The following is a 22,432-nucleotide window of genomic DNA, read 5'->3' on the forward strand; positions in this document are numbered from 1 at the left end:
ACGACATGAAGGTGGTCCTGTTCTGCGGCGGGCTCGGCATGCGCATGCGCGCCGACAACCAGTCGCTGCCCAAGCCGATGATGCCCATCGGGAGCAGGCCGGTGCTGTGGCACGTGATGCGCTACTACGCCTACTTCGGCCACACCGACTTCGTGCTGTGCCTGGGGCACGGCGCCCAGGCGGTGAAGGACTACTTCCTGAACTACCAGGAGACCGCCTCCAACGACTTCATGCTCACCAAGGGCGGGGCGCACGTCGAGATGCTCGGCACCGACATCAGCGACTGGACGATCCGCTTCATCGACACCGGCATGGACACCGCCATCGGTGAGCGGCTGCGCCGGGTGCGCCCGCACCTCGAGGGTGACGGCGTCTTCCTGGCCAACTACGGCGACGTGCTGACCGACGCCCCGATGGACGAGCTGGTCGCCCAGTTCGAGGCCAGCGACGCCGTGGCCCAGATGCTCGCGGTCAAGCCCCAGGACTCCTTCCACGTCGTCGACGTCGACGGCGCCGGCCAGGTCTCCGGCCTGGTGCCGGTCGCCGACATGTCGCTGTGCATCAACGGCGGCTACTTCGTGCTGAGCCAGGGCATCTTCGACTACCTCGAGGAGGGCGACGACCTGGTCATGGACGGGTGCGTGCGCGCTGCTCGCGACGGCAAGGTGCGCGCGGTGCGCTACGACGGCTTCTGGGCGCCCATGGACACCCTCAAGGAGCGCACCGCCCTGGAGGAGAAGTACCGCCACGGGATCAGCCCCTGGGCGCTGTGGCGCGACCGCCCCGTCCAGCCCGGGCACCCGGTCACCCCCGTCGCCCTCTGACCCGGCGCAAACCTCCCCCCGACCCGGCGCAGATCTCGCGCTGACCCGGCCCAGATCTCGCGCTGACCCGGCGCAAACCTGCTCCGACCCGGGAGCAGGTCACCGGCACAGCTCGGTCCTCGACCTCGCAGAGGTCGAGGACCGAGCTGTGCCCGGCACCGGGGGTGAGATCTGGGCCGGGTCAGCGCGAAGTTCGGGCCGGGTGGGCGCGAGATTCGGGCCGGGTCGGCTACTCGGTGCTGCTGCCGGCGTCCTGGAGGTAGGGCTCGCTGCGCCACTGCGCCCAGGTCACGAAGGTGCCGGCCTCCATGGCCATGAAGAGCCACGGGCCGCGGTAGGTGTTGTCCCACCAGCGGTTGTCCTGCTCGAGGGTCACGGCGGTCTCGATGACGGTGCCCTGGAAGGGCGAGTGCGGGGGATAGGTGCCGAAGTTGGAGAAGGCGCCGTTGACCCCGCAGATCTTCTCCGGCGTGCACTGCGGCCCCAGGGCCGTGGGGTCGAGCTCGAAGAGGTTGTCGTGCACGTGGACGTGCTGGGACTTCCAGCGGCAGTCGTCGTAGTAGGGGTCCTCGCCGATCAGGTCGGGGTCGGCGCAGGTCTCGAAGGTCGCGACCTCGGGGTTGACCAGGGTGCCGTCCTGGGTCGGGTTGGCCGGCGAGCCGGCGTACCGGTCGGCGTTCTCCCAGACCGCCACCCCGCCCCAGTTGTCGGTGAAGCGGTTGCCGCTGATCACCAGGGCCTCGCCGTGCAGCCGGCCCGCGCGCGGGTCGGCGCCCGACTCCGAGACGTAGATCGCGGGTGTCGGGAAGCCGGGGTTGCGCGGCCCCTTGACGGTGCCGTTGCCGACGAAGGTGTTGGCCACGATCGAGGCGTTGTAGCTGGTCTCGTAGACCAGGCCCTCGGCGTCGTTGTGCTCGACGAGGTTGCCCTCGATGGTGAAGCCGGTGTTGTTGTTGTCGGCCCACAGCCCGGGGCCGGTGTTGTGGTGCACCCAGTTGTCGGTGATCACCGCCTGCGTGGTGGCCCAGAACTTCCCGCCGCCGGTGCACCCGCAGGTCGGGATGCGGCGCTCCCAGTCGGCGGTGTTGTTGTGGCTGATCTCGTTGTGGTGCAGGACCACGTCGCGCGGGCCCTCGGGCGAGAAGGCGCTGAAGCCGTACTGACCGTTCTCGGTCAGGCAGTTGTGGCGCACCACGGCGCCGCTGCCGAGGAACACCCCGGCCCCGCCGTTGCGGCGCAGGGTGCTGTGCTCGACGACCCAGCCCGGGGCGCTGTCGTGGTTGACGACGCCCTGGTTGCGGTTGTCGAGCCGCCCGCCGAACCCCTCGACGGTGAGGTGCGCGACGCGGACGTCGGCGGCGGCGCCGGTGAAGGCGTAGAGGTTGGTCTCCGCGCCGTCGAGGACCGCGCCGGGTGCACCGATGAAGGTGTCGCCGTCGTGCGGGCGCACCGAGTCGTACGCCGTCTCGCCGAGGCGGTGGCGCCCCGGGGCCAGCCAGAACGTGGTGCCCGGCGGTGACTCGCTGACCACCAGGGGCAGGTCGTCGTCGGGCTCGACGACCACGGCGCCGTCCGGCGGCTCGGCGGGCCCGTCGAGGGCGTCCGACCCGCACACGGGGGCCGGCGGCTCGAGCGGTGCCTCGGCGCGCGCCGTCGGCGCCGCTCCGGGCCCTCCGGTCGGGCCGGTGTCGTCGGCGCCGGAGCCGGCGGGTGCGGTGCGCACCGCCGCCAGCGCGGCGACCAGCACGAGGACGAGCCCGACCCAGCCCAGCATCGGCAGACCGGGGCGGGAGAGTCGCAGACCTGGGGGCACCCGGCCACGGTAGGTCGGTGCCGCCGCGCGGCGGGGCGGTCGCGGTCGGTCTACCGCATATCGGGGACCCACGCCCCGGACCGTCCCGTCGGGCCGTCGGGGATCGCAGGATCGCGGGGACGGCGGCGTGCGCGAGGCGGGGCCGACGGGGAGGGGGAGCGACGTGCTGGAGCTGGACATCGGCGCAGGAGCGCTGGAGGTGGTGTGCCTCGGTGCGCACCCCGACGACATCGAGATCGGGTGCGGGGGGACGCTGCTGCGCCTGGCCCAGCGCCCGGGCACCACGGTCGACGCGCTCGTGCTCACCGGCACGCCCGACCGGGTGCGCGAGTCGGAGAAGGCGCTGGAGCAGCTGTGCCCGGGCACCCGGCCGGCCTGCGCGGGCCTGCCCGACGGGCGGCTCCCCGAGCACTGGGGCGAGGTCAAGCAGGCCCTCGAGGACCTCGCCGACGAGCGGAGCCCGCACGTGGTGCTGGCGCCCCGGGCCGACGACGCCCACCAGGACCACCGGCTGCTGGGGCAGCTGGTGAGCACGGTGTGGCGCGACGCGCTGGTGCTGCACTACGAGATCCCCAAGTGGGACGCCGACCTGCGACCGCCCACCCACTACGTGCCCCTCGACGAGGCGACCGCCCGGCGCAAGTTCGAGGTGCTGGACAGCTGCTTCCCCAGCCAGCACGGTCGCGACTGGTGGGACGAGGAGACCTTCCTGGGCCTGATGCGGCTGCGCGGCGTGGAGTGCCGGGCCCGGTACGCCGAGGGCTTCCACGCGGCGAAGGTGCTGGTCGGTCTCGGGGCACCCGCCCGGGAGGCCGCCTCGTGACCCGCGACTTCAGCCGGTCGTTGCGCGCCCAGGCCCGCCTGCACGAGCTGGTGCCCGGTGGTGCGCACACCTACGCCCGGGGCAGCGACCAGTACCCCGAGCGGATGACGCCGGTGATCGCGCGCGGGTCCGGTGCCCGGGTCGAGGACCTCGACGGCAACGTCTTCGTGGAGTTCGGCATGGGCCTGCGCTCGGTCACCCTGGGCCACGGCTTCCGCCCCGTGGTCGACGCGGTGTGCCGGGCCGTGCGCGACGGGGTCAGCTTCACCCGGCCCTCGATCTGGGAGCTGCGGGCCGCGGAGCGCTTCCTCGAGCAGGTGCCCGGCGCCGACATGGTGAAGTTCGCCAAGAACGGCTCCGACGTCACCACCGCGGCGGTGCGCCTGGCCCGCGCGGCCACCGGCCGCCCGCTGGTGGCGGTCTGCCGCACCCAGCCCTTCTTCTCCACCGACGACTGGTTCATCGGCTCGACCGCGATGCCCCACGGCGTGCTCCCGGCCCACCGCGAGGAGACCGTCGGCTTCGACTACAACGACCTCGACTCGCTGCGTGCGCTGCTCGACGAGCACCCGGGCCGGGTCGCTTGCGTGGTGATGGAGCCGGGCTCCGCGACCGCCGAGCCCGAGCCCGGCTTCCTCGAGGGCGTACGACGCCTGGCCGACGACGACGGGTTCGTGCTGGTCTTCGACGAGATCATCTGCGGCATGCGCTGGTCGCGCCACGGGGCGCAGGACGTGTACGGCGTGCGCCCCGACCTGTCGTGCTGGGGCAAGGCGCTGGGCAACGGCTTCCCGGTCGCGGCCCTGGCCGGGCGCCGCGAGCTGATGGAGCTCGGCGGCCTGCGCACCGACGCCGAGCGGGTCTTCCTGGTCTCGACCACGCACGGCGCCGAGACCGGCGGGCTGGCGGCGTACCTGGCCGTCGACGACGAGTACGCCCGCCGCGACGTGGTGGGCGAGATGGTCGAGCGGGGCAGCCGCCTGGCTGCAGCGGTGCGCCAGGAGGTGGCCGAGGCGGGCCTGGGTGAGCACCTGGTGCTGCACGGCAGGCCCGCCTCGATGGTCTTCGCCACCCTCGACGCCCAGGGGCGGCCCTGCCAGGCGATGCGCACCCTGTTCCTGCAGGAGCTGCTGCGCCACGGCGTGCTGGCCCAGTCGTTCGTGGTCTCGGCGGCGCACACCGACGACGACCTCGACCTCACGGCCGGGGCGGTGCGCCACGCGCTGCCGGTCTACGCCCGGGCCCTGGAGCAGGGGGGCGTCGACGGCCTGCTCGACGGACGGCCGGTGGCGCCGGCGCTGCGTCCGCTCGCGGCCCCGCGCCGGCTCGGCTGAGCGGCGGGAGCGGCGCCGGGGCTCAGCGCCGCTGGGTCTCGGCGTGCCGCTCGAGGTAGCACTCGACCTGGCGGTCCAGGGCCTCGCGGGGCGCCTCGCCGCGGGCCACCGACTGCTCCCAGTCGACGGTGAGGGCGACGGCCTCCTGGGCGCGCAGCACCGGGCGCCAGCCCAGCTCGGTGCGTGCCAGCGTGGAGTCGAGGGCGAGCAGGCCGGCCTCGTGCGGGCCCGGGTCGCCGGTCGCGCTCCAGCTCGCCCCGCCGCCCCACTGGCGTGCCATCAGGTCGGCGACGTCGGCGACGCTGAGCGTGTCGGCCGACGACGGTCCGAAGTTCCAGCCGCGGTCGTGCGCGCGGCCGGGGAGGTGCTCGGCGACGGTGAGGTAGCCGCTGAGCGGCTCGAGCACGTGCTGCCACGGCCGTACGGCGTCCGGCCGCCGCAGCCGGGCCGGCTCGCCGGCCGCGAACCGTGCGACCAGCTCGGGCACCAGGGCGTCGGGGGTGGCGTCACCCCCGCCCACCACGTTGCCGGCGCGCGCGGTGGCCACGCCCAGCCCGTCGCGGGGGAAGGAGGCGACCATGGAGTGGGTCAGCAGCTCGGCGCAGGCCTTGCTGGCGCTGTAGGGGTCGTCGCCGCCGAGCGGCTCGACCTCGCGGTAGCCCCAGTGCCACTCGTTGTTGCGGTAGACCTTGTCGGTGGTGACCACGACGCAGCTGCGCACCCGGGGCACCGCCAGCACGGCCTCCAGGACCGACAGGGTTCCCTCGACGTTGCTGGAGAACGTCTCGCGCGGGTCGCGGTAGGACTCGCGCACCACCGACTGGGCGGCCAGGTGCAGCACGGTCCCGGCTCCGGAGGCCTCCAGGGCGGCGGTGAGGGCGGCGGTGTCGCGGATGTCGCCGACGTGCTCGGAGGCGAGGTCCTCGGCGCAGCGCGCGCGGGTGTGCAGGAAGTGCTCGGGCGTCGCCAGCGCGTAGCCGTGCACCCGCGCACCCATGCGGTGCAGCAGGCGGCTGAGCCAGGCGCCCTTGAAGCCGGTGTGGCCGGTGACGAGCACGTCCCGGTCCCTCCAGTGGGCTGGGTCCATGGCCGGTGAGGCTAGTGGCGCGACCGGGTCGTCCGGGCCGCTGCGGGCCGGGCGTACCCAGTTGTGGGGAGCCCCGGCCGCTCGCGCCCCGTCCCGGCCGGTGACCGGGGAGGGTGGCGCGGTGGGCGACGACGAGGCAGCGGGCCGCAGGCAGCGGGTCCGCGCGCGCATGCAGCGCCTCTACCCCCTGTGCCGCAGCATCACCGGCGACGGGGTGCGGGCCACCCTCGACGTGCTCGAGGAGGACCTGCCCCCCGGGGTCGCGATGCAGCGCCACGAGGTGCCCTCCGGCACCCGGGTGCACGACTGGGTCGTCAACGACGAGTGGAACGCCCGTGCCGCCTGGATCGCCGACGCGACCGGCCGGCGCCTGGTCGACCTGGCCCGCCACACCCTGCACCTGGTCGGCTACAGCGTGCCCGTGCGCGCCTCGATGAGCCTCGAGGAGCTGCGCCCGCACCTGCACACGATGCCCGACCGGCCGGACTGGATCCCCTACCGCACGACCTACTACGAGCGCACCTGGGGCTTCTGCCTGGCCCACCGCGACCTCGCCGTCCTCGAGGAGGCGGCCCGCCTCGGCCCCTTCGAGGTCGTCGTCGACACCACGGTCGGGCCCGGGTCGCTGACGTACGCCGAGGTGGTGCTGCCCGGCGACGAGCCCGGCGAGATCCTGCTGACCGCGCACCTGTGCCACCCCTCGCTGGCCAACGACAACCTCTCGGGCCTCAGCGTGGCCTCCGAGCTGGTGCGCGAGCTGGCCGGGCGTCCGCGCAGGCTGGGGGTCCGGCTGCTGCTGGCGCCGGGCACGATCGGCTCGATCACCTGGCTGGCCCGCAACGGCGAGCACCTCCCGCAGGTGCGGCACGGGCTGGTGCTCACCGGCCTGGGCGGCCCGGGGCCGCTGGTCTACAAGCGCACCCGGCGCGCCGACCGTCCCGTCGACCGCGCGGCCGAGCTCGTGGTGCGCGCCCACGGCGGGCAGGTGCGCGACTACTCGCCCTACGGCTACGACGAGCGCCAGTTCAACGCCCTGGGCTTCGACCTGCCGGTCGGACGGATCTCGCGCACCCCGCACGGCGAGTACCCCGAGTACCACACCTCGGCCGACGACCTGGCCTTCGTCACCGACGACCAGCTGGCGGCGTCGTACGACGCGGTGCTGGAGGTGGTCGAGGCCCTGCAGGCCGACGTCACCTACCGCAACCTGAGCCCGTACGGCGAGCCGCAGCTGGGGCGCCGCGGCCTCTACCCGACCACCGGGGGGAAGAACGCCACCGACGCCGTGATGGCGATGCTGTGGCTGCTGGCGGCCTCCGACGGGGCCACCTCGCTGGTGGAGGTGGCGGCGCTCGCAGGGGTGCCGGTGGCGGTGCTGCACACCGCGGCACGCGACCTGGAGTCGGCCGGGCTGCTCGCCCGCGAGCAGGCCCCGGTGGACGCTCACCAGTATTGGGCATCTTCGGCGCGAGCCGCGTGCGCGGCCCAGCCGCCTTCCTAGGCTGCGGCCACGGGTCGGGAGGACCCGCTCGACGGCGGGGAGGGGGTGGGCTGCGTGGACCTGGCCGCCCGCCCGGAGAGCAACGAGCCGACCTCGTCGTCGGCCCGCTCGGCCACCGGTTCCCGCGTCCTGTTCGTGTCCGGCAGGCACCTGGTCGGCGACGCCATCCGCGTCGCCCTGGAGAGCCGCGGGCTCGAGATGGTCTCGCCGCCCGCCACCGACGCCGACGGCGAGGACAGCGTCGAACCCTTCTCCCGCCACCGGCTCGCCGGCTGGCGGGTGGGCGCCGCGCTGGTCGTGGGCGACTTCCTCACCGATGCCCAGCGCGAGGCGGTGCGCGGCCTGCCGCGCCTGGCGCTGCCGTGGCTGCTGCTCGTCGAGGAGCCGGCCGACCCCCGGTGGACCGACCTGGTGGCCTCCGGCGCCAGCACCGTGGTGCCGAGCTCGATCGGTCTCGACGAGCTGGTGCGCATCCTCGACGACCTCGCCCTCGGGCGCCCCCTGGCCTGGCCGGGGCGCGAGGAGCTGGAGGAGGAGTGGCGACGCCGCCGCGAGGAGCAGGAGCAGGAGCAGCAGCGGATGAGCTCCCTGAGCCCCCGCGAGCGCTCGGTGCTGGCGCTGCTGCACGACGGGCTGTCGGTGCGCGAGGTCGCCGAGCTGACCGGCGTGCGCGAGGGCACCGTGCGCAGCCAGGTCAAGGCGGTGCTGCGCAAGCTCGGCGTGAGCTCCCAGCTCGCCGCGGTCGCGCTGTACGACCGCTGGGCCCCGCCCGCCGACCGGCCCTGACCGCGACCCGGCGCCAGTTCCTCGCCGAGTCGGCGCCACTTCCCGGAACTGGCGCCGACTCGGCGAGGAAGTAGCGCCGGCTCGCGGTCAGTAGGCGCCGTGGTGGCCGAGCACGGCGCGCACGGTGCGGGCCAGGATCCAGGCGTCGAGGCGCAGGCTCCAGTTGTCGACGTAGCGCGAGTCGAGCCGCACCGTCATCGCCCAGGGCAGGTCCGAGCGGCCCGAGACCTGCCAGAGCCCGGTGATGCCGGGCCGCACGGCCAGGCGCCGCAGCGCGTCCTCGTCGTACGCCGTCACCTCGCCGGGCAGCGGCGGCCGCGGGCCGACCAGGGCCATGTCTCCCCGCACCACGTTGACCAGCTGGGGCAGCTCGTCGAGCGACAGCCGGCGCAGCCAGCGCCCGGCACGGGTGACCCGGGGGTCCTGGCGCATCTTGAACAGCGCCCCGTCGCTCTCGTTGTGCTCGCGCAGGTCCTCGAGGCGTGCCTCGGCGTCGACGTGCATGGTGCGCAGCTTGAGGATCGAGAAGACCTCGCCGTCGCGGCCCACGCGCTGCTGCCGGAAGAGCGCCGGGCCGGGGGAGTCGAGGCGCACGAGCGCCATCAGGGCCAGCATCAGGGGGGTGAGGACCACCAGCGCCACGGCGCAGGCGCCACGCTCCCAGGCGGTCTTCAGGGCCCGCCTGGGGCCGGTCAGGTCGGCGTGGCGCACGTGCAGCAGCGAGAGGCCGCCGGTGCGGCGCAGCACGGCGCGACCGGAGTCCACGTCGTGCAGGCCGGGGCCGATGAGCAGGTCGACGTGGTCACGCTCGAGCAGCCAGCCCAGGCGACGCAGCGAGGTGGCGTCGAGGTGGCGGCAGGGGAGCGCGACCACGCACTCGCCGCGCTGCTCGCGCACCAGGTCGGGCACCGACGCGAAGCCCGAGGCGGTCGGCAGGTCGATGCCCGCGCAGCCCTTGGGGCCCGCCACGCAGACCCCCACCACCTCGACGTCGGTGCTCTCGCGCAGCTCCTCGGCCAGGCGGCGGACCTGGCGGCGGTGGCCCACCAGCACCACCCGGGTGCGTGGGGGCCGGCGCAGGGAGGAGAGCAGGCGCATCCCGCCGCTCGTCGCGCTGGCCGCGCCGGCCGCGGCGACCAGCTCCTCGACCGGCACCAGGATGCCGGTCAGTGCGCTGAGCAGGGCGCCGAGGGCGACCAGGTGCAGGCCCGAGAGCCCGATGCGCAGCAGGTCGGAGCGACGCGGCACCGGGCCCGGGTCGTAGGTGCGGGCCAGGCCCAGCAGCACCACCCAGGCGAGCCCGAAGGCGACCGCGAGCGCAGGCCCGGGCACCAGGTCGGGCGGCAGCAGCACGATGGCCACCACGACGGCCGCGAGACCGTCGGTGGCCGCCATCCAGTACCACCGCGTGCGGCGCTGGCCGGGCCGCGCGAGGCCCTCCACGCTGCGGTGGGCGACGCGCGGGCCCTGGTCGGCGTAGGCGCTCATGGACCCCCCTCACCTCGCACCGTCTGTCGGCCCCGTGCTGTCAATCTAGGAGCCGCTCACGGTGCTGGCATGCCGCGAATGCGGTATCGCCCGGTGAGGGGGGTCGTGCCGGTGGAGCGGGGTTGGGCGCGCGTCAGTGCGCGACGAGGCGGCTCTGCGCCCGGTGGGCCATGCCCACGGCGGCGAGCTGCGAGCAGACCTCGAGCTTGGCGAGGATCGACTTGACCTGCGTGCGCACGGTCGCCTCGGAGACGAAGGACGACTTGGCGATCTCGCGCACGGTCGTGCCCTGCATCAGGCAGCCGAGCACCTCGCGCTCGCGCGGGGTGAGCCGGTCGAGCCGGGCCCGCACGGCGGCGAGCTCCTGCTTCTCCTGGTGGTAGACGAGCATGAGGCGCTCGCGCTCCTCGCGGCTCATCACCGGACGTCCGTCGCCGATGAGGCGGATCGTGGCCAAGATGGTGTTGAGCGAGGCGGTCTTCTCGAGCACCGCGCGGGCGCCGCGGCGCAGGCACTCGCCCCACACCGCCTCGCGCGACTCGCCGGTGATCACCACGACGGCCGCCCGGGTGCGCACCAGCGGCTCGATCAGGCGGGTGCCCGGGCCACCGGGGCCCAGGTCGAGGTCGAGCAGGACGACGCGCGGTCGGACCCGCAGCAGCGCGGTGAGCAGCCACCCGGCGGGCGGGGTGCCCTCGGGCACCTCGATGCGGTGCACGTCGTGGCCCTCGAGGGTCAGTGCGACCTCCAGCGACTCGGCGAACAGCAGGTGGTCCTCGACCACCGCGACGCGGGTCAGGCCGAGTGCGCGTGGCATGACGGGACGGCGACGAGCCGTTCGGTGGTGGTGGTCATGGTGGTCTCCCCAGTGGTGGTGTGCGTGGTGCCGGCAGGGCCGGCGGCTGGCAGGACGAGGGCGAAGACGGTCCCGCGGGGGGTGCTCTCCTCGAGCACCAGGTCCCCGTCGTTGCGGTCGGTGAGGCGGCGGGCCATGGCCAGGCCGAGGCCCGAGCCGGGGGAGGACGGTCCGCGGGCGCCGCGGGTGAAGAGGGTGGCGCGCAGGCCGGGCGGCACCCCGGGGCCCTGGTCGGCGACCCGGACGACCACACGGGCACCGGCGCGGTGCACCTCGACGTCCACGCGGGCCCCCGGGGCGTGCCGGGCGGCGTTGCGCAGCAGGATGTCGAGGACCTCGGCCACGTCGTGGGGGTCGGCGCGCACCGTCTCGCCCGGCCCCTCGGGCGTCGTGCGGTGCACGGGCTCGCCGCGCAGCTGGGCGGCGGCGAGCGCGTCGGCCACGAGTGGCCCGATCGGGACGTCCTCGTACGTCGCCGAGCCGGTCTCGTCGGGCTCGTCGGCCCCGTCGGCCTCGGTCGGCGGTGGCACGTGGCGCAGCCCGCCGGAGAGCAGGTGCTGGATCCGGTCGAGGTCGCGCCCGCGCAGGTGGAGCAGCCGGGCCCGGGTCTCCTCGTCGAGGAGCTCGTCGTGCTCGGCCAGCAGCCGGTCGCTGAGCACCAGCCCGGCCAGGGCCGTGCGGGCCTCGTGGAGCGTGTCCTCGTCCTCGCCCAGCAGCCGCTCGGTCTCCCCGACGCGCACGCTGACCTCCTCGAGCTCGCGCTGCGCCCGGCGGCAGGAGACGCGGGCGCGCTCCCAGGCCCCCAGCAGCGCCAGCAGCGCCGCGGCCGCCACCCAGGCGGACGCGGTGGCGGGATCGGCGGAGAGGCCGTGCAGGGCGACGGTGGCGCTCACGACCGCGAGGACCCCGACGGCGACCAGCACGGCGCACGGGCGCAGCATCTCCTGCGTCCCGTCCGTCCTCCCCGGCCCGGTCGCCGCCGACTGTCCCTCGGCCCGACCGCGTGCCGGTGGCTGCTCAGCCCCGTGTGGCTGTGGTGCACTCGTCATCGGTTCCCCCGTCCCGTGACCCCAATCTGGTACGAGTCGGCCAACAATCCGTCACACGAGCGTCAAATCCCGCCTCAGGTGCGTGGGGCGGGCCTGGGCACGTTGCGTCCCTCGACGAGGGTCGCGGCGAGGTCGCGCACCCGCAGCTGCTGGTCCTGCGAGACCCGGCGCAGGTAGGCCATCGCCTCGTCCGCGCCCACGGAGAAGCGCTCCATGACGATCCCCTGGGCCTGGGCGATGAGGCTGCGCGAGTGCAGCGCCTCGACCAGGTTCTCGACGCGCTCGGCCTGCGCGACCATCAGGCCGGCCAGCCGCACGAAGTCGACGGTGTGCGGCGGGACGGCGTCCCCGAAGGCGTGCGGGCGGGCCGCCCACGCGTGCAGGGCCAGCGGCCGGTGCGACAGGCTCGGCAGGTTCACCAGCAGCACCGACCGGTGCCCCAGGGCGGCGACCCGCGAGGCCCAGCCGGGCCACCGGTCCTCCGCCCAGGTGTCCCCGACGGCCAGCACCGCGTCGTCCGGCAGCGCGGCCGCCGGGGGGCACAGCGGCCCGCCGCGCAGCTCGCACAGCGCCGCCGTGGCCTCCGGGTCGGTGCTGGCCAGCTGCTCGACGCGCCCGCGCGCGTCCCAGGCGACCAGGCCGGCCACGTCGGCGCCCAGCATCGACCGGGACCTCCCGAGCAGCCCGTCGCACGCCGACTCCAGGCTGTGCGGGCCGTCCAGCGCGTCCAGCAGGTCGCCCACCACGTCGCTCGTCACGGTGCCCCCCGATTTTCTGGGCGGATCGAGGACGATGCGCCGTGCCTTGCAGAATCGCACATCGGCCCCGTCGCCGACAGCGTCTTGCTTGACGTGGCGCCACCGACTGAGCACCGTGGACCCGTGCCCAGCGCCGCCTGCCCCCGCTGCCCCGCGCCGGTCGCCCGGCTGGGCGACGGGTCGTCGCTGTGGTCGTGCCCCGAGCACGGCCCGGTGCCGCCGCTGTGGCGCGCCGAGGAGGCATCGTACGACGGGTTCGCCGAGCACCTGCGGCGTGCGGCGCTCTTCCCCACCCTGCTGCCCTGGCCGATGAGCCCCGGGTGGGGCGTCACCGACTTCGCGGCGGTCGGGGAGGGCGAGGACACGGTGGCCACGATGACCTGCGTCAGCGGCACCAGCAGCCTCGACGGCCCCGTCGACGTGCACGTGGTCGCCGAGGAGCCCGGCACCGGGTTCGCGGCCCGGGTCGCCGGGAGCGACCGGACCGACCCCGGCCCCGAGGTCGGGCACGGCCCCGCCGACGTGCGGGTGCGCCTGGAGCGCCAGCCGGTGTCGCTGTGGACGGTCTCGACCAGCGCCAGCCCGGGGGAGTGGGACCGGTCCGTGCTGGTCGGCGAGGCCCAGGGACGGTGGTTGTGGATGGTGGTGCGCCCGGCCTCGGCCGTGCTGCTGCTGCGCGACGAGTGGATCCTGCGCGACGTCTCGGGCGTGGGACCGGCCGTGCTCGAGCTGCCCTTCAGCGGACCGGCGCCCGGCTGGACCTAGGCTCCAGGGGTGCGCATCGACCTCCACACCCACTCGCGGGCCAGCGACGGCACCCAGTCGCCGACCGAGCTCGTGCACGCCGCGGTGCGGGCCGGGCTCGACGTGCTGGCGCTGACCGACCACGACAGCGCCGAGGGGTGGGCCGAGGCCGCGGCCGCGGCCGACGCGACCGGCCTGCGGCTGGTGCGGGGCATGGAGATCAGCACCCGCCACGAGGGGCAGGGCGTGCACCTGCTGGCCTACCTGCCCGACGCGACGTACCCACCGCTCGCGGCCGAGCTCGAGCGGATCCTCGAGGGGCGACGCTCGCGGGTGCCCGGCATGCTCGAGGCGCTGCGCGGTGCGGGCGTCGACCTGAGCGAGGCCGACGTGGCCCGGGTCTCGGGCCACAGCGCCGCCAGCGGCCGGCCCCACGTGGCCGACGCCCTGGTCGCCGCCGGCGTGGTGGGCGACCGCACCGAGGCCTTCGACCGCTACCTCAGCCCCGGGCGCCCCGGGTACGTCGACCGCTACGCCGCCCCGCTGCGCGAGACGATCCGGCTGGTCGGTGAGGCCGGCGGGGTCTCGGTGGTGGCCCACGCGTGGGGCCGGCGCCGCGACGAGCGCCCCGACGCGCAGGCCTTCGCCGAGCTGGCCGGGCTCGGCCTGGCCGGCATCGAGGTCGACCACCAGGACCACGCGCCCGCGGCCCGGGAGCGGCTGCGCGCGATCGCGCGCGAGCTCGACCTGGTCGTCACCGGGTCCAGCGACCACCACGGCGAGGGCAAGGTCGACCACGACCTGGGCTGCCACACCACCGCACCCGAGGAGCTCGAGCGGCTGCTCGACCTGGCCGCCGCGGCCGCCGCGGCCTCGGGCCGGGCTGTCCCCGAGGTCGTCTGAGCTACTTGCGACCCAGCGACTGGAAGCGCTGGAGCACCCCGCGCGGGACCACGCGGGCGGCGCCGGCGATCGCCTTGTAGCGCGCGCTCGGGATCGAGTAGACCTTGCCCTTCTCCAAGTCGGCGAGTGCGGTGCGCACCAGGTCGTCGGCGTCGAGCCACAGGAAGTCGGGTGCGGAGTCCTGGCCGACGTCCATCCGCTCGTGGAACTCGGTGCGCACGAAGCCGGGGCACAGCGTGGTCACGGTGACGCCGTGCGGGGCGTACTCCGCGGCCGCCCACTCGCCGAGCTTGTTGACGTAGGCCTTGGCCGCGGAGTAGGAGCCGCGCGGCAGGAACGAGGCCACGCTCGAGACGTTGAGCACCTGCCCGTGCCCGCGCTCGACCATCGGGCCGAGCGCCGCGTGCATCAGCCGCATCACCGCGGTGACCAGCACGTCGAGCATGGCGGTCTCGGCGGCCACGTCGTTGTCGAGGAAGCGGCCCTTGAGGCCGAAGCCCGCGTTGTTGACGAGCACGTCGACGGGGGAGGAGCGGTCGGCCAGGCGCTGCTCCACCCGCACGAGCTGGTCGCGGTCGGCGAGGTCGGCGACCAGCACCTCCACCGCGACCCCGCAGCGCTCGCGCAGGTCGCCGGCGACCGCCTCGAGGCGCTGCTGGTCGCGGGCGACCAGCACCAGGTCGTGCCCGCGCCCGGCGAGCTGCACGGCGAAGCTGTGACCGATGCCGGCGGTGGGGCCGGTGACCAGGGCGCGGGGCATGGGAGCAGTAGAACAGGTGTGTCCCCGCGGTGGCAGGCCCGGATCGGGCATGATGTGGCCCGATGACCACCACACTCGCCGTCGCCAACCAGAAGGGCGGCGTCGCCAAGACGACGTCCGTGGCCTCCCTGGGCGCCGCGCTCGCCGAGCTGGGCCACCGGGTCCTGCTGGTCGACCTCGACCCCCAGGCCTGCCTGACCTTCTCGCTGGGCATCGACCCCGAGGACCTCGAGACGTCGGTGCACCACGTGCTGACCCGCGGCGTCGACGCGAGCGAGGTGATCATCGAGACCGACGACGGCGTCGCCCTGCTGCCGGCGACCATCGAGCTGGCCCGCGCCGAGGCCGACCTGCTGACCCGCACCGGGCGCGAGCACGTCGTCCGCGGCGTCATCGAGGACCTCGACGGCGCCTACGACTGGGTGCTCCTGGACTGCCCGCCCTCGCTGGGCGTGCTCACCGTCGCCGCGCTCACCGCCGCCGACGGCGTGCTGGTGCCGCTGCAGTGCGAGACGCTCTCGCACCGCGGCGTGGGCCAGCTGCTCGACACCGTCCACGACGTGCGCCGCTTCACCAACCGCGGCCTGGAGGTCTGGGGCGTGCTGCCGACGCTGTACGACGGGCGCACCAACCACGCGCGCACCGTGCTCGACACGATCTCGGAGACCTACGACCTCGAGGTCGTCGAGCCGCCGATCCCCAAGACGATCAAGTTCGCCGAGGCGCCCGCCGCCGGCCGCTCGATCCTGGCCACCAGCCGCACCAGCAAGGGCGCCAAGGCCTACCGCGAGGCGGCCGCCAACCTGGTCACCCGCTCGCAGCGCTGACCCGGCCCGAATATCTCACTGACCCGGCCCGAACTTCCCCGTGAGGGGAGGTTCGGGCCGGGTCAGTGAGAGATATGGGCCGGGTCGGCTCAGGCCTGGGGTGCGGCCTCGGTGCTCTGGCCGCCCTGGCTGCCCTGACCCCCACCCTGGCCGCCGCGCGAGCGGCGACGGCGACGGTTGCGGCTGCCGGAGCCCGAGCCCTCCACGGGCTTCTCGACCTTCTCGCCGGAGGCGTTGGTCGAGACCTCGGCGACGACCTCGCCGCCGCGGCTGCGGCTGCGGGTGCGGTCGCGGTTGCGCGGGGCGCGCTGCCCGCCCTCGCGTCCCCCGCCCTCTCGGCCACGATCACGGCCACCCTCGCGCGGGGCGCGGGGCTCGCGGGGTGCCTCCGGCACGACGCGGCCCTTGGTGCCCTCGGGGATGCCCTGGTCGGTGGCCAGGTGCGGCGAGGTCGAGTAGGTCTCCTGCGGCTCGTCGAAGGGCAGGTCGAGGGTCTTGTTGATCATCTTCCAGCGGTGCAGGTCGGCCCAGTCCACGAAGGTGATCGCGATGCCCGAGGCGCCGGCGCGACCGGTGCGCCCGATGCGGTGCACGTAGGTCTTGTCGTCCTCGGGGCAGGTGTAGTTGATGACGTGCGAGACGCCGCGCACGTCGATGCCGCGGGCGGCGACGTCGGTGGCCACCAGCACCCGGATCTTGTCCTCGCGGAACTTGGTCAGCGCCTTCTCGCGCGCCACCTGGGCCATGTCGCCGTGCAGCGGGCTGGCCGCGAAGCCGCGCTCGGTGAGGTCGTCGGCGACGCGCTGGCTCTGCCGCTTGGTGCGGGTGAAGACGATGATCTTCTCGGCGTCGGGGGCCTGCAGGATGCGCCCGATGATCTCGGGCTTGTCGAGGTCGTGGGCCTGGTAGATGAACTGCGCGGTGGCCGGCACGGTCGCGTTCTCGTACGACGACTCCGCGCGGATGTTCATCGGGTGGCGCATGTGGGTGCGCGCCAGGGCGACGATCGCCGAGGGCATGGTGGCCGAGAACAGCATCGTCTGGCGGCTCTCGGGGGTCATCTTCAGCAGGCGCTCCACGTCGGGCAGGAAGCCCAGGTCGAGCATCTCGTCGGCCTCGTCGAGCACCAGCGCGTGCACGTGGCCCAGGTCGAGCACCTTGCGGTGTGCCAGGTCGATGAGGCGTCCCGGGGTGCCGACGACGACGTCGACGCCGGCCTCGAGCGCCTCGAGCTGGGGCTCGTAGCCCACGCCGCCGTAGACGGTCAGCACGCGCAGCCCGAGGTCCTTGCTGGCCAGGGCCAGGTCGCTCGAGACCTGCAGCGCCAGCTCGCGGGTCGGGGCCACGATCAGCGCCTGCGGCTTGCCCTGCGGCAGGTCGGCGTACGCCGGGTCGTCGACGGGGGTGCTGCGCTGCAGGACCGGGATGCCGAAGGCGAGGGTCTTGCCGGTGCCCGTGCGGGCCTGGCCGATCAGGTCGGTGCCGCTGAGGGCGACCGAGAGCGTCATCTCCTGGATGGCGAAGGGGGTGGTGATGCCGGCGCGCTCGAGCGCGTCACAGATCTTGGGGAGGACCCCCAGGTCACGGAAGGTGGTCACGTCGGTATGTCTGCTTTCGTCGTCAGCCGCGGTGGGCCGGGTGGCTCGGAGCGGCGGACCCGGCGGACTCGGAAAGCTCGCTGGCGCGTCTGCCGCGCACATGCTGGCGGGTGGTTTCCCGCCTCGGCGCCGTGCCCGGGTGCCCGCTCGTGGCGGCACCGGCGCAGCGCTCGATGGGCCCAGGGTATCGGTAGGGTGCGCGCATGACTGAATCCCAGGCCGGCGACACGCCCGTCTCCCGGGCGCGCGAGGCCGAGCTGGCGCTCGCCGACCCCGCCTACCGCGAGGCGGTCGTCGACCTGCTGGGCGTGCTCTCGTACGGCGAGATCTCGGCCTTCGAGCGGCTGGCCGAGGACGCCAAGCTCGCGCCCACGCTGGAGGACAAGGTGGCCATCGCGCAGATGGCGGCCGGCGAGCTGGGGCGCGTCGAGCGCCTGCACGGGCGCCTGCGCGAGCTGGGTGCCGACCCGTTCGTGGCGATGGCGCCCTTCGGTGCGGCCATCGACCAGTTCCACGAGCACACCGCGCCCTCGGACTGGTACGAGGGCCTGGTCAAGGCCTTCGTCGGCGACGGGCTGGCCGACGACTTCTACCGCGAGATCGCGGCGTACCTCGACGCGGGCACCCGCGAGCTGGTGCTCTCCTCGCTGGAGGAGGGCCCGCACGCCGCCTTCGTGGTCGACCGGGTGCGGGCGGCGATCGCGCGCGACCACCGCCTGGGCGGCCGGCTGGCCCTGTGGGGGCGCCGGCTGATGGGGGAGGCGCTGATCCAGGCGCAGAGCGTGGCCGCCGAGCGCGAGGCGCTCTCGGCGCTGCTCGCCGGCGGGGTGGACCGCCCGGGCCTGGACCTGGCAGCGCTGGGGCGGATGTTCGCCCGGCTCACCGAGCGGCACACCGAGCGGATGTCCGAGCTCGGGCTCGACGCCTGAGCCCGGACCCGCCCGGTCCGCCTCCTGCTCAGCTGCGGAAGCCGACCGTCCCGACGGTCGCGGTGCCGATCTCGACGTAGGCGAGCTTGGCGGCGGGCACCAGCACGGTGCGGCCCTTGGTGTCGGTCAGGGTCACGACGCCACCGGACTCGACGGCGGCGGCGACCTGCTGCTGCACCTGCTCGGCCGTCTCGTCGGTCTCGACGCTCAGCTCGCGCTGGGCCTGCTGGATGCCGATCTTGACCTCCACGGGTCCTCCTCCTGTTGGGTGCTGCTGGATCTCAGTGCTCGTCGGTCTTGGGGTAGCCGCGGATGCCCCGCCAGGCCAGGCCCGTGATGAGCGCGGTGGCGTCGGCGCGGTCGATGCCCGCGGTGTCGTTGAGCCAGAACCGTGCGCTGACCTGAGCCATTCCCACCAGGGAGACGGCCAGCAGCCGCGAGGCCTCGTCGGGCAGGCCGGTGTCGTCGCGGATCACCTCGGCGATCATCGCCGCGCACTCGGTGGTGACCCGGTCGACGAGCTGGCGCACGGCCGCCTCGTTGGTCAGGTCGGACTCGAAGACCAGCCGGAAGGCGCCGTTGTCGTCGGCGACGTAGTCGTAGAAGGCGTCGATGGTCGCGGCCACGCGCTGCTTGTTGTCGGGGGTCGAGGCCAGCGCGGCGCGGCAGTTCTCGATGACCTGGTCGCACGCGATGTCGAGCAGCGCTAGGTAGAGGTCCATCTTGCCGGGGAAGTGCTGGTAGAGCACCGGCTTGGAGACCCCGGCCCGCTCGGCGATGTCGTCCATCGCGGCGGCGTGGTAGCCCGAGGCCACGAAGACCCCGAGCGCGGAGTCGAGCAGCTGGGCGCGTCGCTCGCGGCGCGGCATGCGGGCCCCGCGCTGCCGGGAAGGCGCCTCGGCGCCGGCGTCGACGTCGTACTGACCAGCTGGCACGACTGCCCTCCTCGAGGGGTGCGGTGGTGGTGTCCTGCACGTGCGGCGCGAGCCTACCCCGCGGTAGCGACGGTCCGGATGACGGGACGGCGCGGGGTGCCGGACGGGTCGGGAGCACGATGGACAGCGCCGAGGGAACAGGACGCGATGACAGGCTGTTGCGTCCAGCGAGACCATCGCAGCACCCCGCGAACCGATCGAGGAGCCCAGCAGTGACCTACCCAGCACTCGTGGAGCCGGCAGCCGAGCTGACCGTCGACGAGGTCCGCCGCTACAGCCGGCACCTGATCATCCCCGACGTCGGGATGACCGGTCAGAAGCGGCTGAAGAACGCCAAGGTGCTCGTCATCGGGGCGGGCGGCCTCGGCAGCCCCGCCCTGCTCTACCTGGCCGCCGCCGGCGTCGGCACCCTCGGCATCGCCGAGTTCGACGAGGTCGACGAGTCGAACCTGCAGCGCCAGATCATCCACACCCAGTCCGACATCGGGAAGTCCAAGGCCGTCTCGGCCAAGGAGTCCATCGCCGAGGCCAACCCGTACGTCGACGTGGTGCTGCACGAGGAGCGCCTCGACAACGACAACGTGATGGACGTCTTCCGCGGCTACGACCTCATCGTCGACGGCACCGACAACTTCGCGACCCGCTACATGGTCAACGACGCGGCGTACTTCCTCGGGATCCCCTACGTGTGGGGCTCGATCTACCGCTTCGACGGCCAGGCCTCGGTCTTCGCGCCGTCGCTGGCCGAGGACGCCCCCTGCTACCGCTGCCTCTACCCCGAGCCGCCGCCGCCGGGCATGGTGCCCAGCTGCGCCGAGGGTGGCGTGCTGGGCGTGCTGTGCGCCTCGATCGGCTCGATCCAGGTCAACGAGGCCATCAAGCTGCTCACCGGCGCCGGCGACCCGGCGATCGGCAAGCTCGTGATCTACGACGCCCTCGAGCTGGAGTGGCGCAAGCTCAAGGTGCGCAAGGACCCGGCCTGCCGCCTGTGCGGCCCGGACGCCGACGTCACCGGGCTCATCGACTACGACGCCTTCTGCGGCGCGATCTCCGAGGACGCCGCCGACGCCGCGGCCGGCTCGACGATCTCGGTCACCCAGCTCGAGACGATGCTGGCCGAGCGCGAGAAGGGCGAGCGCGACTTCGTGCTGGTCGACGTGCGCGAGCCCAACGAGTACGAGATCAACCGGATCCCCGGCTCGGTGCTGATCCCCAAGGGCGAGTTCCTCAACGGCAACGCCCTGGGCGAGCTGCCCTCGGACAAGCAGGTGGTGCTGCACTGCAAGTCGGGCGTGCGCTCGGCCGAGGCGCTCGCGGTGCTCAAGGGCGCCGGCTTCGACGACAGCGTGCACGTCGGCGGCGGCGTGGTGGCCTGGGTGAACCAGGTCGACCCCAGCCAGCCGTCGTACTGAGAGCCACGCTCAGGTAGTCACATCGGGTCACGCCCGGGTAGTCATCTCCGACTACCCGGGCGTAACTCTTGTGGAGGTGCGTCGTTGTGCGTTCCAGGTGGTCCCCGTCTCGGGGTCGGCCACCGTCCACTACTGGGAGGACCTTTCTCGATGAAGACCGCCAGCACCACTGCCTCGACCGTGCGCCGCGCCACCGGCGCCCTCGCCGTGCTCGCCGCGACCGGACTCGGCGCCGCTGCCGCGACCTCGGCCCCCGCCGTCGCCGCGCCGACCTGGGCACCTGCCGACCAGGCGACCATCACGCCCGGCACGCAGATGTACACCGACGGCTCGCAGTGCACCTCGAACTTCGTCTTCACCGACGCCTCCGCCAACGTCTACCTCGGCTACGCCGCGCACTGCGCCGGCATGGGGGCGGCGACCGACACCAACGGCTGCCTCAACGACTCGGTCCCGCTGGGCACCGAGGTCACCTTCCGCAAGGGCGGCAGCCTGATCAGCTCCGGCACCCAGCTCGGCAGCGGCGAGCTGGCCTACTCCTCGTGGCGCACGATGCGCGACATCGGCACCACCGACGAGAACGCCTGCGCCTACAACGACTTCGCGCTGGTCAAGGTGGACGCGGCCGACGTGTCCAAGGTCAACCCGAGCATCCCGTTCTGGGGCGGCCCGACCGGCATCGACACCGACGGCACCGCCGCCGGCGACCGGGTCTACAGCTACGGCAACTCCAGCCTGCGCTTCGGCCTCGAGGCGCTCTCGCCCAAGACCGGCACCAGCCTCGGTGACAGCGCCGGCGACGAGGGCTGGAGCCACCCGCTCTACACCGTGACCCCGGGTGTCCCCGGCGACTCGGGCTCGGCGTTCGTGAGCGAGAGCGGCGAGGCGATCGGCACCCTGTCGACCCTCGGCCTGGCGCCGCTGCCGCTGTCGAACAACATCGGCGACCTGCAGCGCGAGCTCGAGTTCGCCCGGCAGCACTCCGGCATCGCCGGTCTCGAGCTGGCCCTGGGCACCGAGCCCTTCTCGCCGCTGCTCTGATCCGGCACCGACCTCTCACCGATGCCCCCGCTCGCGTAGCCGAGCGGGGGCATCGCTCGTTGGAGGGGCATGCGCACCCGACCCGCGACCGCTCGCACCTCCGTCGTCCTCGCCCTGCTGGCGCTCCTGGTCGCCCCGCTGCTGCTGCCCGCCAGCGCCGGGGCGGCGCCCGCCCGCCGGTTCCAGGACTGGGCCCCGGCCTCGGAGGCCACCATCACCCCGGGCGTGCAGATGTACACCGACGGTGCGCAGTGCACCGCCAACTTCGTCTACACCGACAGGCGCGGGCGGGTCTACGTCGGCTACGCCGCGCACTGCGCCGGGCTGGGGGAGGCCACCGACACCAGCGGCTGCGACACCCCGAGCCTGCCCACCGGCACCAAGGTCCGCTTCGCGCAGGGCGGCAACCTGGTCTCCGGCGGCACCACGGTGGGCCGCGGTCGGCTGGCCTACTCCTCGTGGGAGACCATGCAGCGCCTGGGCACCACCGACGCCGACACCTGTGACTACAACGACTTCGCGCTGGTGCGGGTGCAGAAGCGCTTCCTCGGGGCGGTGAACCCCAGCGTCCCGTTCTTCGGCGGCCCGACCGGGCTGTCGAGCGAGGGCGCCCCCGCCGGCTCGCAGGTCTACAGCTACGGCCAGTCCAGCCTGCGCCCCACCACCCTGCTCTCGCCCAAGCTCGGCGTCTCGCTCGGCGCCTTCGGCGAGTGGAGCTGGGACGTCTACACCCTCACCCCGGGCGTGCCCGGTGACTCCGGGTCGGGCCTGCTCGACGCCGACGGGGCCGCGTTCGGCACGCTCTCGACGGTGGCCATCGCCCCGCTGCCGCTGAGCAACGGCGTCGGCGACCTGGCCTCCGAGCTCGACTTCGCCCGCCGGCACTCGGGCATCAAGGGCCTGCGCCTGGCCGCGGGCACCGAGCCCTTCTCGGCGCTCCCGCTGGGCTGAGCCGCCGGTAGGC

At 74.1% G+C, this 22,432-nt stretch carries 22 protein-coding genes; 12 read left to right on the forward strand and 10 right to left on the reverse strand.

The window, feature by feature from the left end; genetic code table 11:
- Positions 1 to 5 precede the first annotated feature (5 nt).
- The gene (locus tag OCU29_RS10925) at positions 6 to 824 is read left to right on the forward strand and encodes a sugar phosphate nucleotidyltransferase (protein WP_261819944.1); all 819 of its coding nucleotides are present in this window, start codon (positions 6 to 8) and stop codon (positions 822 to 824) included.
- Positions 825 to 1,053: 229 nt separating this feature from the next.
- On the opposite strand, the gene OCU29_RS10930 is transcribed toward OCU29_RS10925, so the two are convergent.
- Entirely contained in the window at positions 1,054 to 2,637 is a 1,584-nt protein-coding gene (locus OCU29_RS10930) for a right-handed parallel beta-helix repeat-containing protein (protein ID WP_261819945.1), read from the reverse strand.
- Between the two features lie 163 nt (positions 2,638 to 2,800).
- Between OCU29_RS10930 and OCU29_RS10935 the strand changes: the two genes are divergently transcribed.
- A complete protein-coding gene (locus OCU29_RS10935) occupies positions 2,801 to 3,460 on the forward strand; it encodes a PIG-L deacetylase family protein (protein WP_261819946.1) in 660 nt (219 codons plus the stop codon).
- Complete coding sequence (locus OCU29_RS10940) at positions 3,457 to 4,794, forward strand: glutamate-1-semialdehyde 2,1-aminomutase (RefSeq protein WP_261819947.1); 1,338 nt, start codon at positions 3,457 to 3,459, stop codon at positions 4,792 to 4,794. Before OCU29_RS10935 ends, OCU29_RS10940 begins: the two co-directional genes overlap by 4 nt.
- A gap of 22 nt (positions 4,795 to 4,816) precedes the next feature.
- On the opposite strand, the gene rfbG is transcribed toward OCU29_RS10940, so the two are convergent.
- Positions 4,817 to 5,881: a CDP-glucose 4,6-dehydratase gene (rfbG, locus tag OCU29_RS10945; RefSeq protein WP_261819948.1), complete on the reverse strand. Its 1,065-nt coding sequence runs from the start codon at positions 5,879 to 5,881 to the stop codon at positions 4,817 to 4,819.
- A 121-nt stretch (positions 5,882 to 6,002) separates the two neighbouring features.
- Here rfbG and OCU29_RS10950 point away from each other — a divergent pair, with 121 nt between their 5' ends.
- Positions 6,003 to 7,382, forward strand: coding sequence for a DUF4910 domain-containing protein (locus tag OCU29_RS10950; RefSeq protein ID WP_261819949.1), 1,380 nt, complete (start codon positions 6,003 to 6,005; stop codon positions 7,380 to 7,382).
- Positions 7,383 to 7,436: 54 nt separating this feature from the next.
- Entirely contained in the window at positions 7,437 to 8,168 is a 732-nt protein-coding gene (locus OCU29_RS10955; protein WP_261819950.1) for a LuxR C-terminal-related transcriptional regulator, read from the forward strand.
- Positions 8,169 to 8,255: 87 nt separating this feature from the next.
- Here the strand turns inward: OCU29_RS10955 and OCU29_RS10960 are convergent, their stop codons facing one another.
- The 4 genes from OCU29_RS10960 to OCU29_RS10975 form a co-directional block, all read right to left on the reverse strand.
- A complete protein-coding gene (locus OCU29_RS10960; protein WP_261819951.1) occupies positions 8,256 to 9,656 on the reverse strand; it encodes a sugar transferase in 1,401 nt (466 codons plus the stop codon).
- 133 nt (positions 9,657 to 9,789) lie between these two features.
- Entirely contained in the window at positions 9,790 to 10,473 is a 684-nt protein-coding gene (locus tag OCU29_RS10965; RefSeq protein WP_261819952.1) for a LuxR C-terminal-related transcriptional regulator, read from the reverse strand.
- On the reverse strand, positions 10,452 to 11,453 hold the full coding sequence (locus OCU29_RS10970) for a sensor histidine kinase KdpD (protein WP_261819953.1): 1,002 nt from the start codon (positions 11,451 to 11,453) through the stop codon (positions 10,452 to 10,454). The genes OCU29_RS10965 and OCU29_RS10970 overlap by 22 nt, the downstream gene beginning before the upstream one ends.
- A 182-nt stretch (positions 11,454 to 11,635) precedes the next feature.
- A complete protein-coding gene (locus tag OCU29_RS10975) occupies positions 11,636 to 12,319 on the reverse strand; it encodes an ANTAR domain-containing protein (protein ID WP_261819954.1) in 684 nt (227 codons plus the stop codon).
- A 123-nt stretch (positions 12,320 to 12,442) separates the two neighbouring features.
- On the opposite strand from OCU29_RS10975, the gene OCU29_RS10980 reads away from it, so the two are divergent.
- Positions 12,443 to 13,084 (forward strand): DUF6758 family protein, encoded by a 642-nt coding sequence (locus OCU29_RS10980; RefSeq protein WP_261819955.1) that lies wholly within the window; start codon positions 12,443 to 12,445, stop codon positions 13,082 to 13,084.
- Between the two features lie 9 nt (positions 13,085 to 13,093).
- Positions 13,094 to 13,966, forward strand: a complete 873-nt coding sequence (locus tag OCU29_RS10985; protein ID WP_261819956.1) for a PHP domain-containing protein — start codon at positions 13,094 to 13,096, stop codon at positions 13,964 to 13,966.
- Position 13,967: 1 nt separating this feature from the next.
- Here OCU29_RS10985 and OCU29_RS10990 read toward each other — a convergent pair whose 3' ends face one another.
- A complete protein-coding gene (locus tag OCU29_RS10990; protein WP_261819957.1) occupies positions 13,968 to 14,726 on the reverse strand; it encodes an SDR family oxidoreductase in 759 nt (252 codons plus the stop codon).
- Between the two features lie 62 nt (positions 14,727 to 14,788).
- Between OCU29_RS10990 and OCU29_RS10995 the strand changes: the two genes are divergently transcribed.
- A complete protein-coding gene (locus tag OCU29_RS10995) occupies positions 14,789 to 15,553 on the forward strand; it encodes a ParA family protein (RefSeq protein ID WP_179613886.1) in 765 nt (254 codons plus the stop codon).
- Between the two features lie 89 nt (positions 15,554 to 15,642).
- On the opposite strand, the gene OCU29_RS11000 is transcribed toward OCU29_RS10995, so the two are convergent.
- Complete coding sequence (locus OCU29_RS11000; RefSeq protein WP_179613885.1) at positions 15,643 to 17,253, reverse strand: DEAD/DEAH box helicase; 1,611 nt, start codon at positions 17,251 to 17,253, stop codon at positions 15,643 to 15,645.
- 101 nt (positions 17,254 to 17,354) lie between these two features.
- Here OCU29_RS11000 and OCU29_RS11005 point away from each other — a divergent pair, with 101 nt between their 5' ends.
- Entirely contained in the window at positions 17,355 to 18,080 is a 726-nt protein-coding gene (locus OCU29_RS11005; protein ID WP_179613884.1) for a ferritin-like fold-containing protein, read from the forward strand.
- A 28-nt stretch (positions 18,081 to 18,108) separates the two neighbouring features.
- Here the strand turns inward: OCU29_RS11005 and OCU29_RS11010 are convergent, their stop codons facing one another.
- On the reverse strand, positions 18,109 to 18,330 hold the full coding sequence (locus OCU29_RS11010; RefSeq protein ID WP_179613883.1) for a DUF3107 domain-containing protein: 222 nt from the start codon (positions 18,328 to 18,330) through the stop codon (positions 18,109 to 18,111).
- Between the two features lie 31 nt (positions 18,331 to 18,361).
- The gene (locus OCU29_RS11015; protein WP_179617124.1) at positions 18,362 to 18,949 is read right to left on the reverse strand and encodes a TetR/AcrR family transcriptional regulator; all 588 of its coding nucleotides are present in this window, start codon (positions 18,947 to 18,949) and stop codon (positions 18,362 to 18,364) included.
- A 278-nt stretch (positions 18,950 to 19,227) separates the two neighbouring features.
- Here OCU29_RS11015 and moeZ point away from each other — a divergent pair, with 278 nt between their 5' ends.
- From moeZ to OCU29_RS11030, 3 genes are all read left to right on the forward strand, one after another.
- Positions 19,228 to 20,427 (forward strand): adenylyltransferase/sulfurtransferase MoeZ, encoded by a 1,200-nt coding sequence (gene moeZ, locus OCU29_RS11020; protein ID WP_261819958.1) that lies wholly within the window; start codon positions 19,228 to 19,230, stop codon positions 20,425 to 20,427.
- Between the two features lie 150 nt (positions 20,428 to 20,577).
- Positions 20,578 to 21,468 (forward strand): hypothetical protein, encoded by an 891-nt coding sequence (locus OCU29_RS11025; RefSeq protein ID WP_261819959.1) that lies wholly within the window; start codon positions 20,578 to 20,580, stop codon positions 21,466 to 21,468.
- A 69-nt stretch (positions 21,469 to 21,537) separates the two neighbouring features.
- Positions 21,538 to 22,419: a hypothetical protein gene (locus OCU29_RS11030; RefSeq protein ID WP_261819960.1), complete on the forward strand. Its 882-nt coding sequence runs from the start codon at positions 21,538 to 21,540 to the stop codon at positions 22,417 to 22,419.
- The last annotated feature ends 13 nt before the right edge of the window (positions 22,420 to 22,432 follow it).

It is taken from the genome of Nocardioides sp. OK12 (genome assembly GCF_024341885.1).
Classification (GTDB): Bacteria; Actinomycetota; Actinomycetes; order Propionibacteriales; family Nocardioidaceae; genus Nocardioides; species Nocardioides marinisabuli.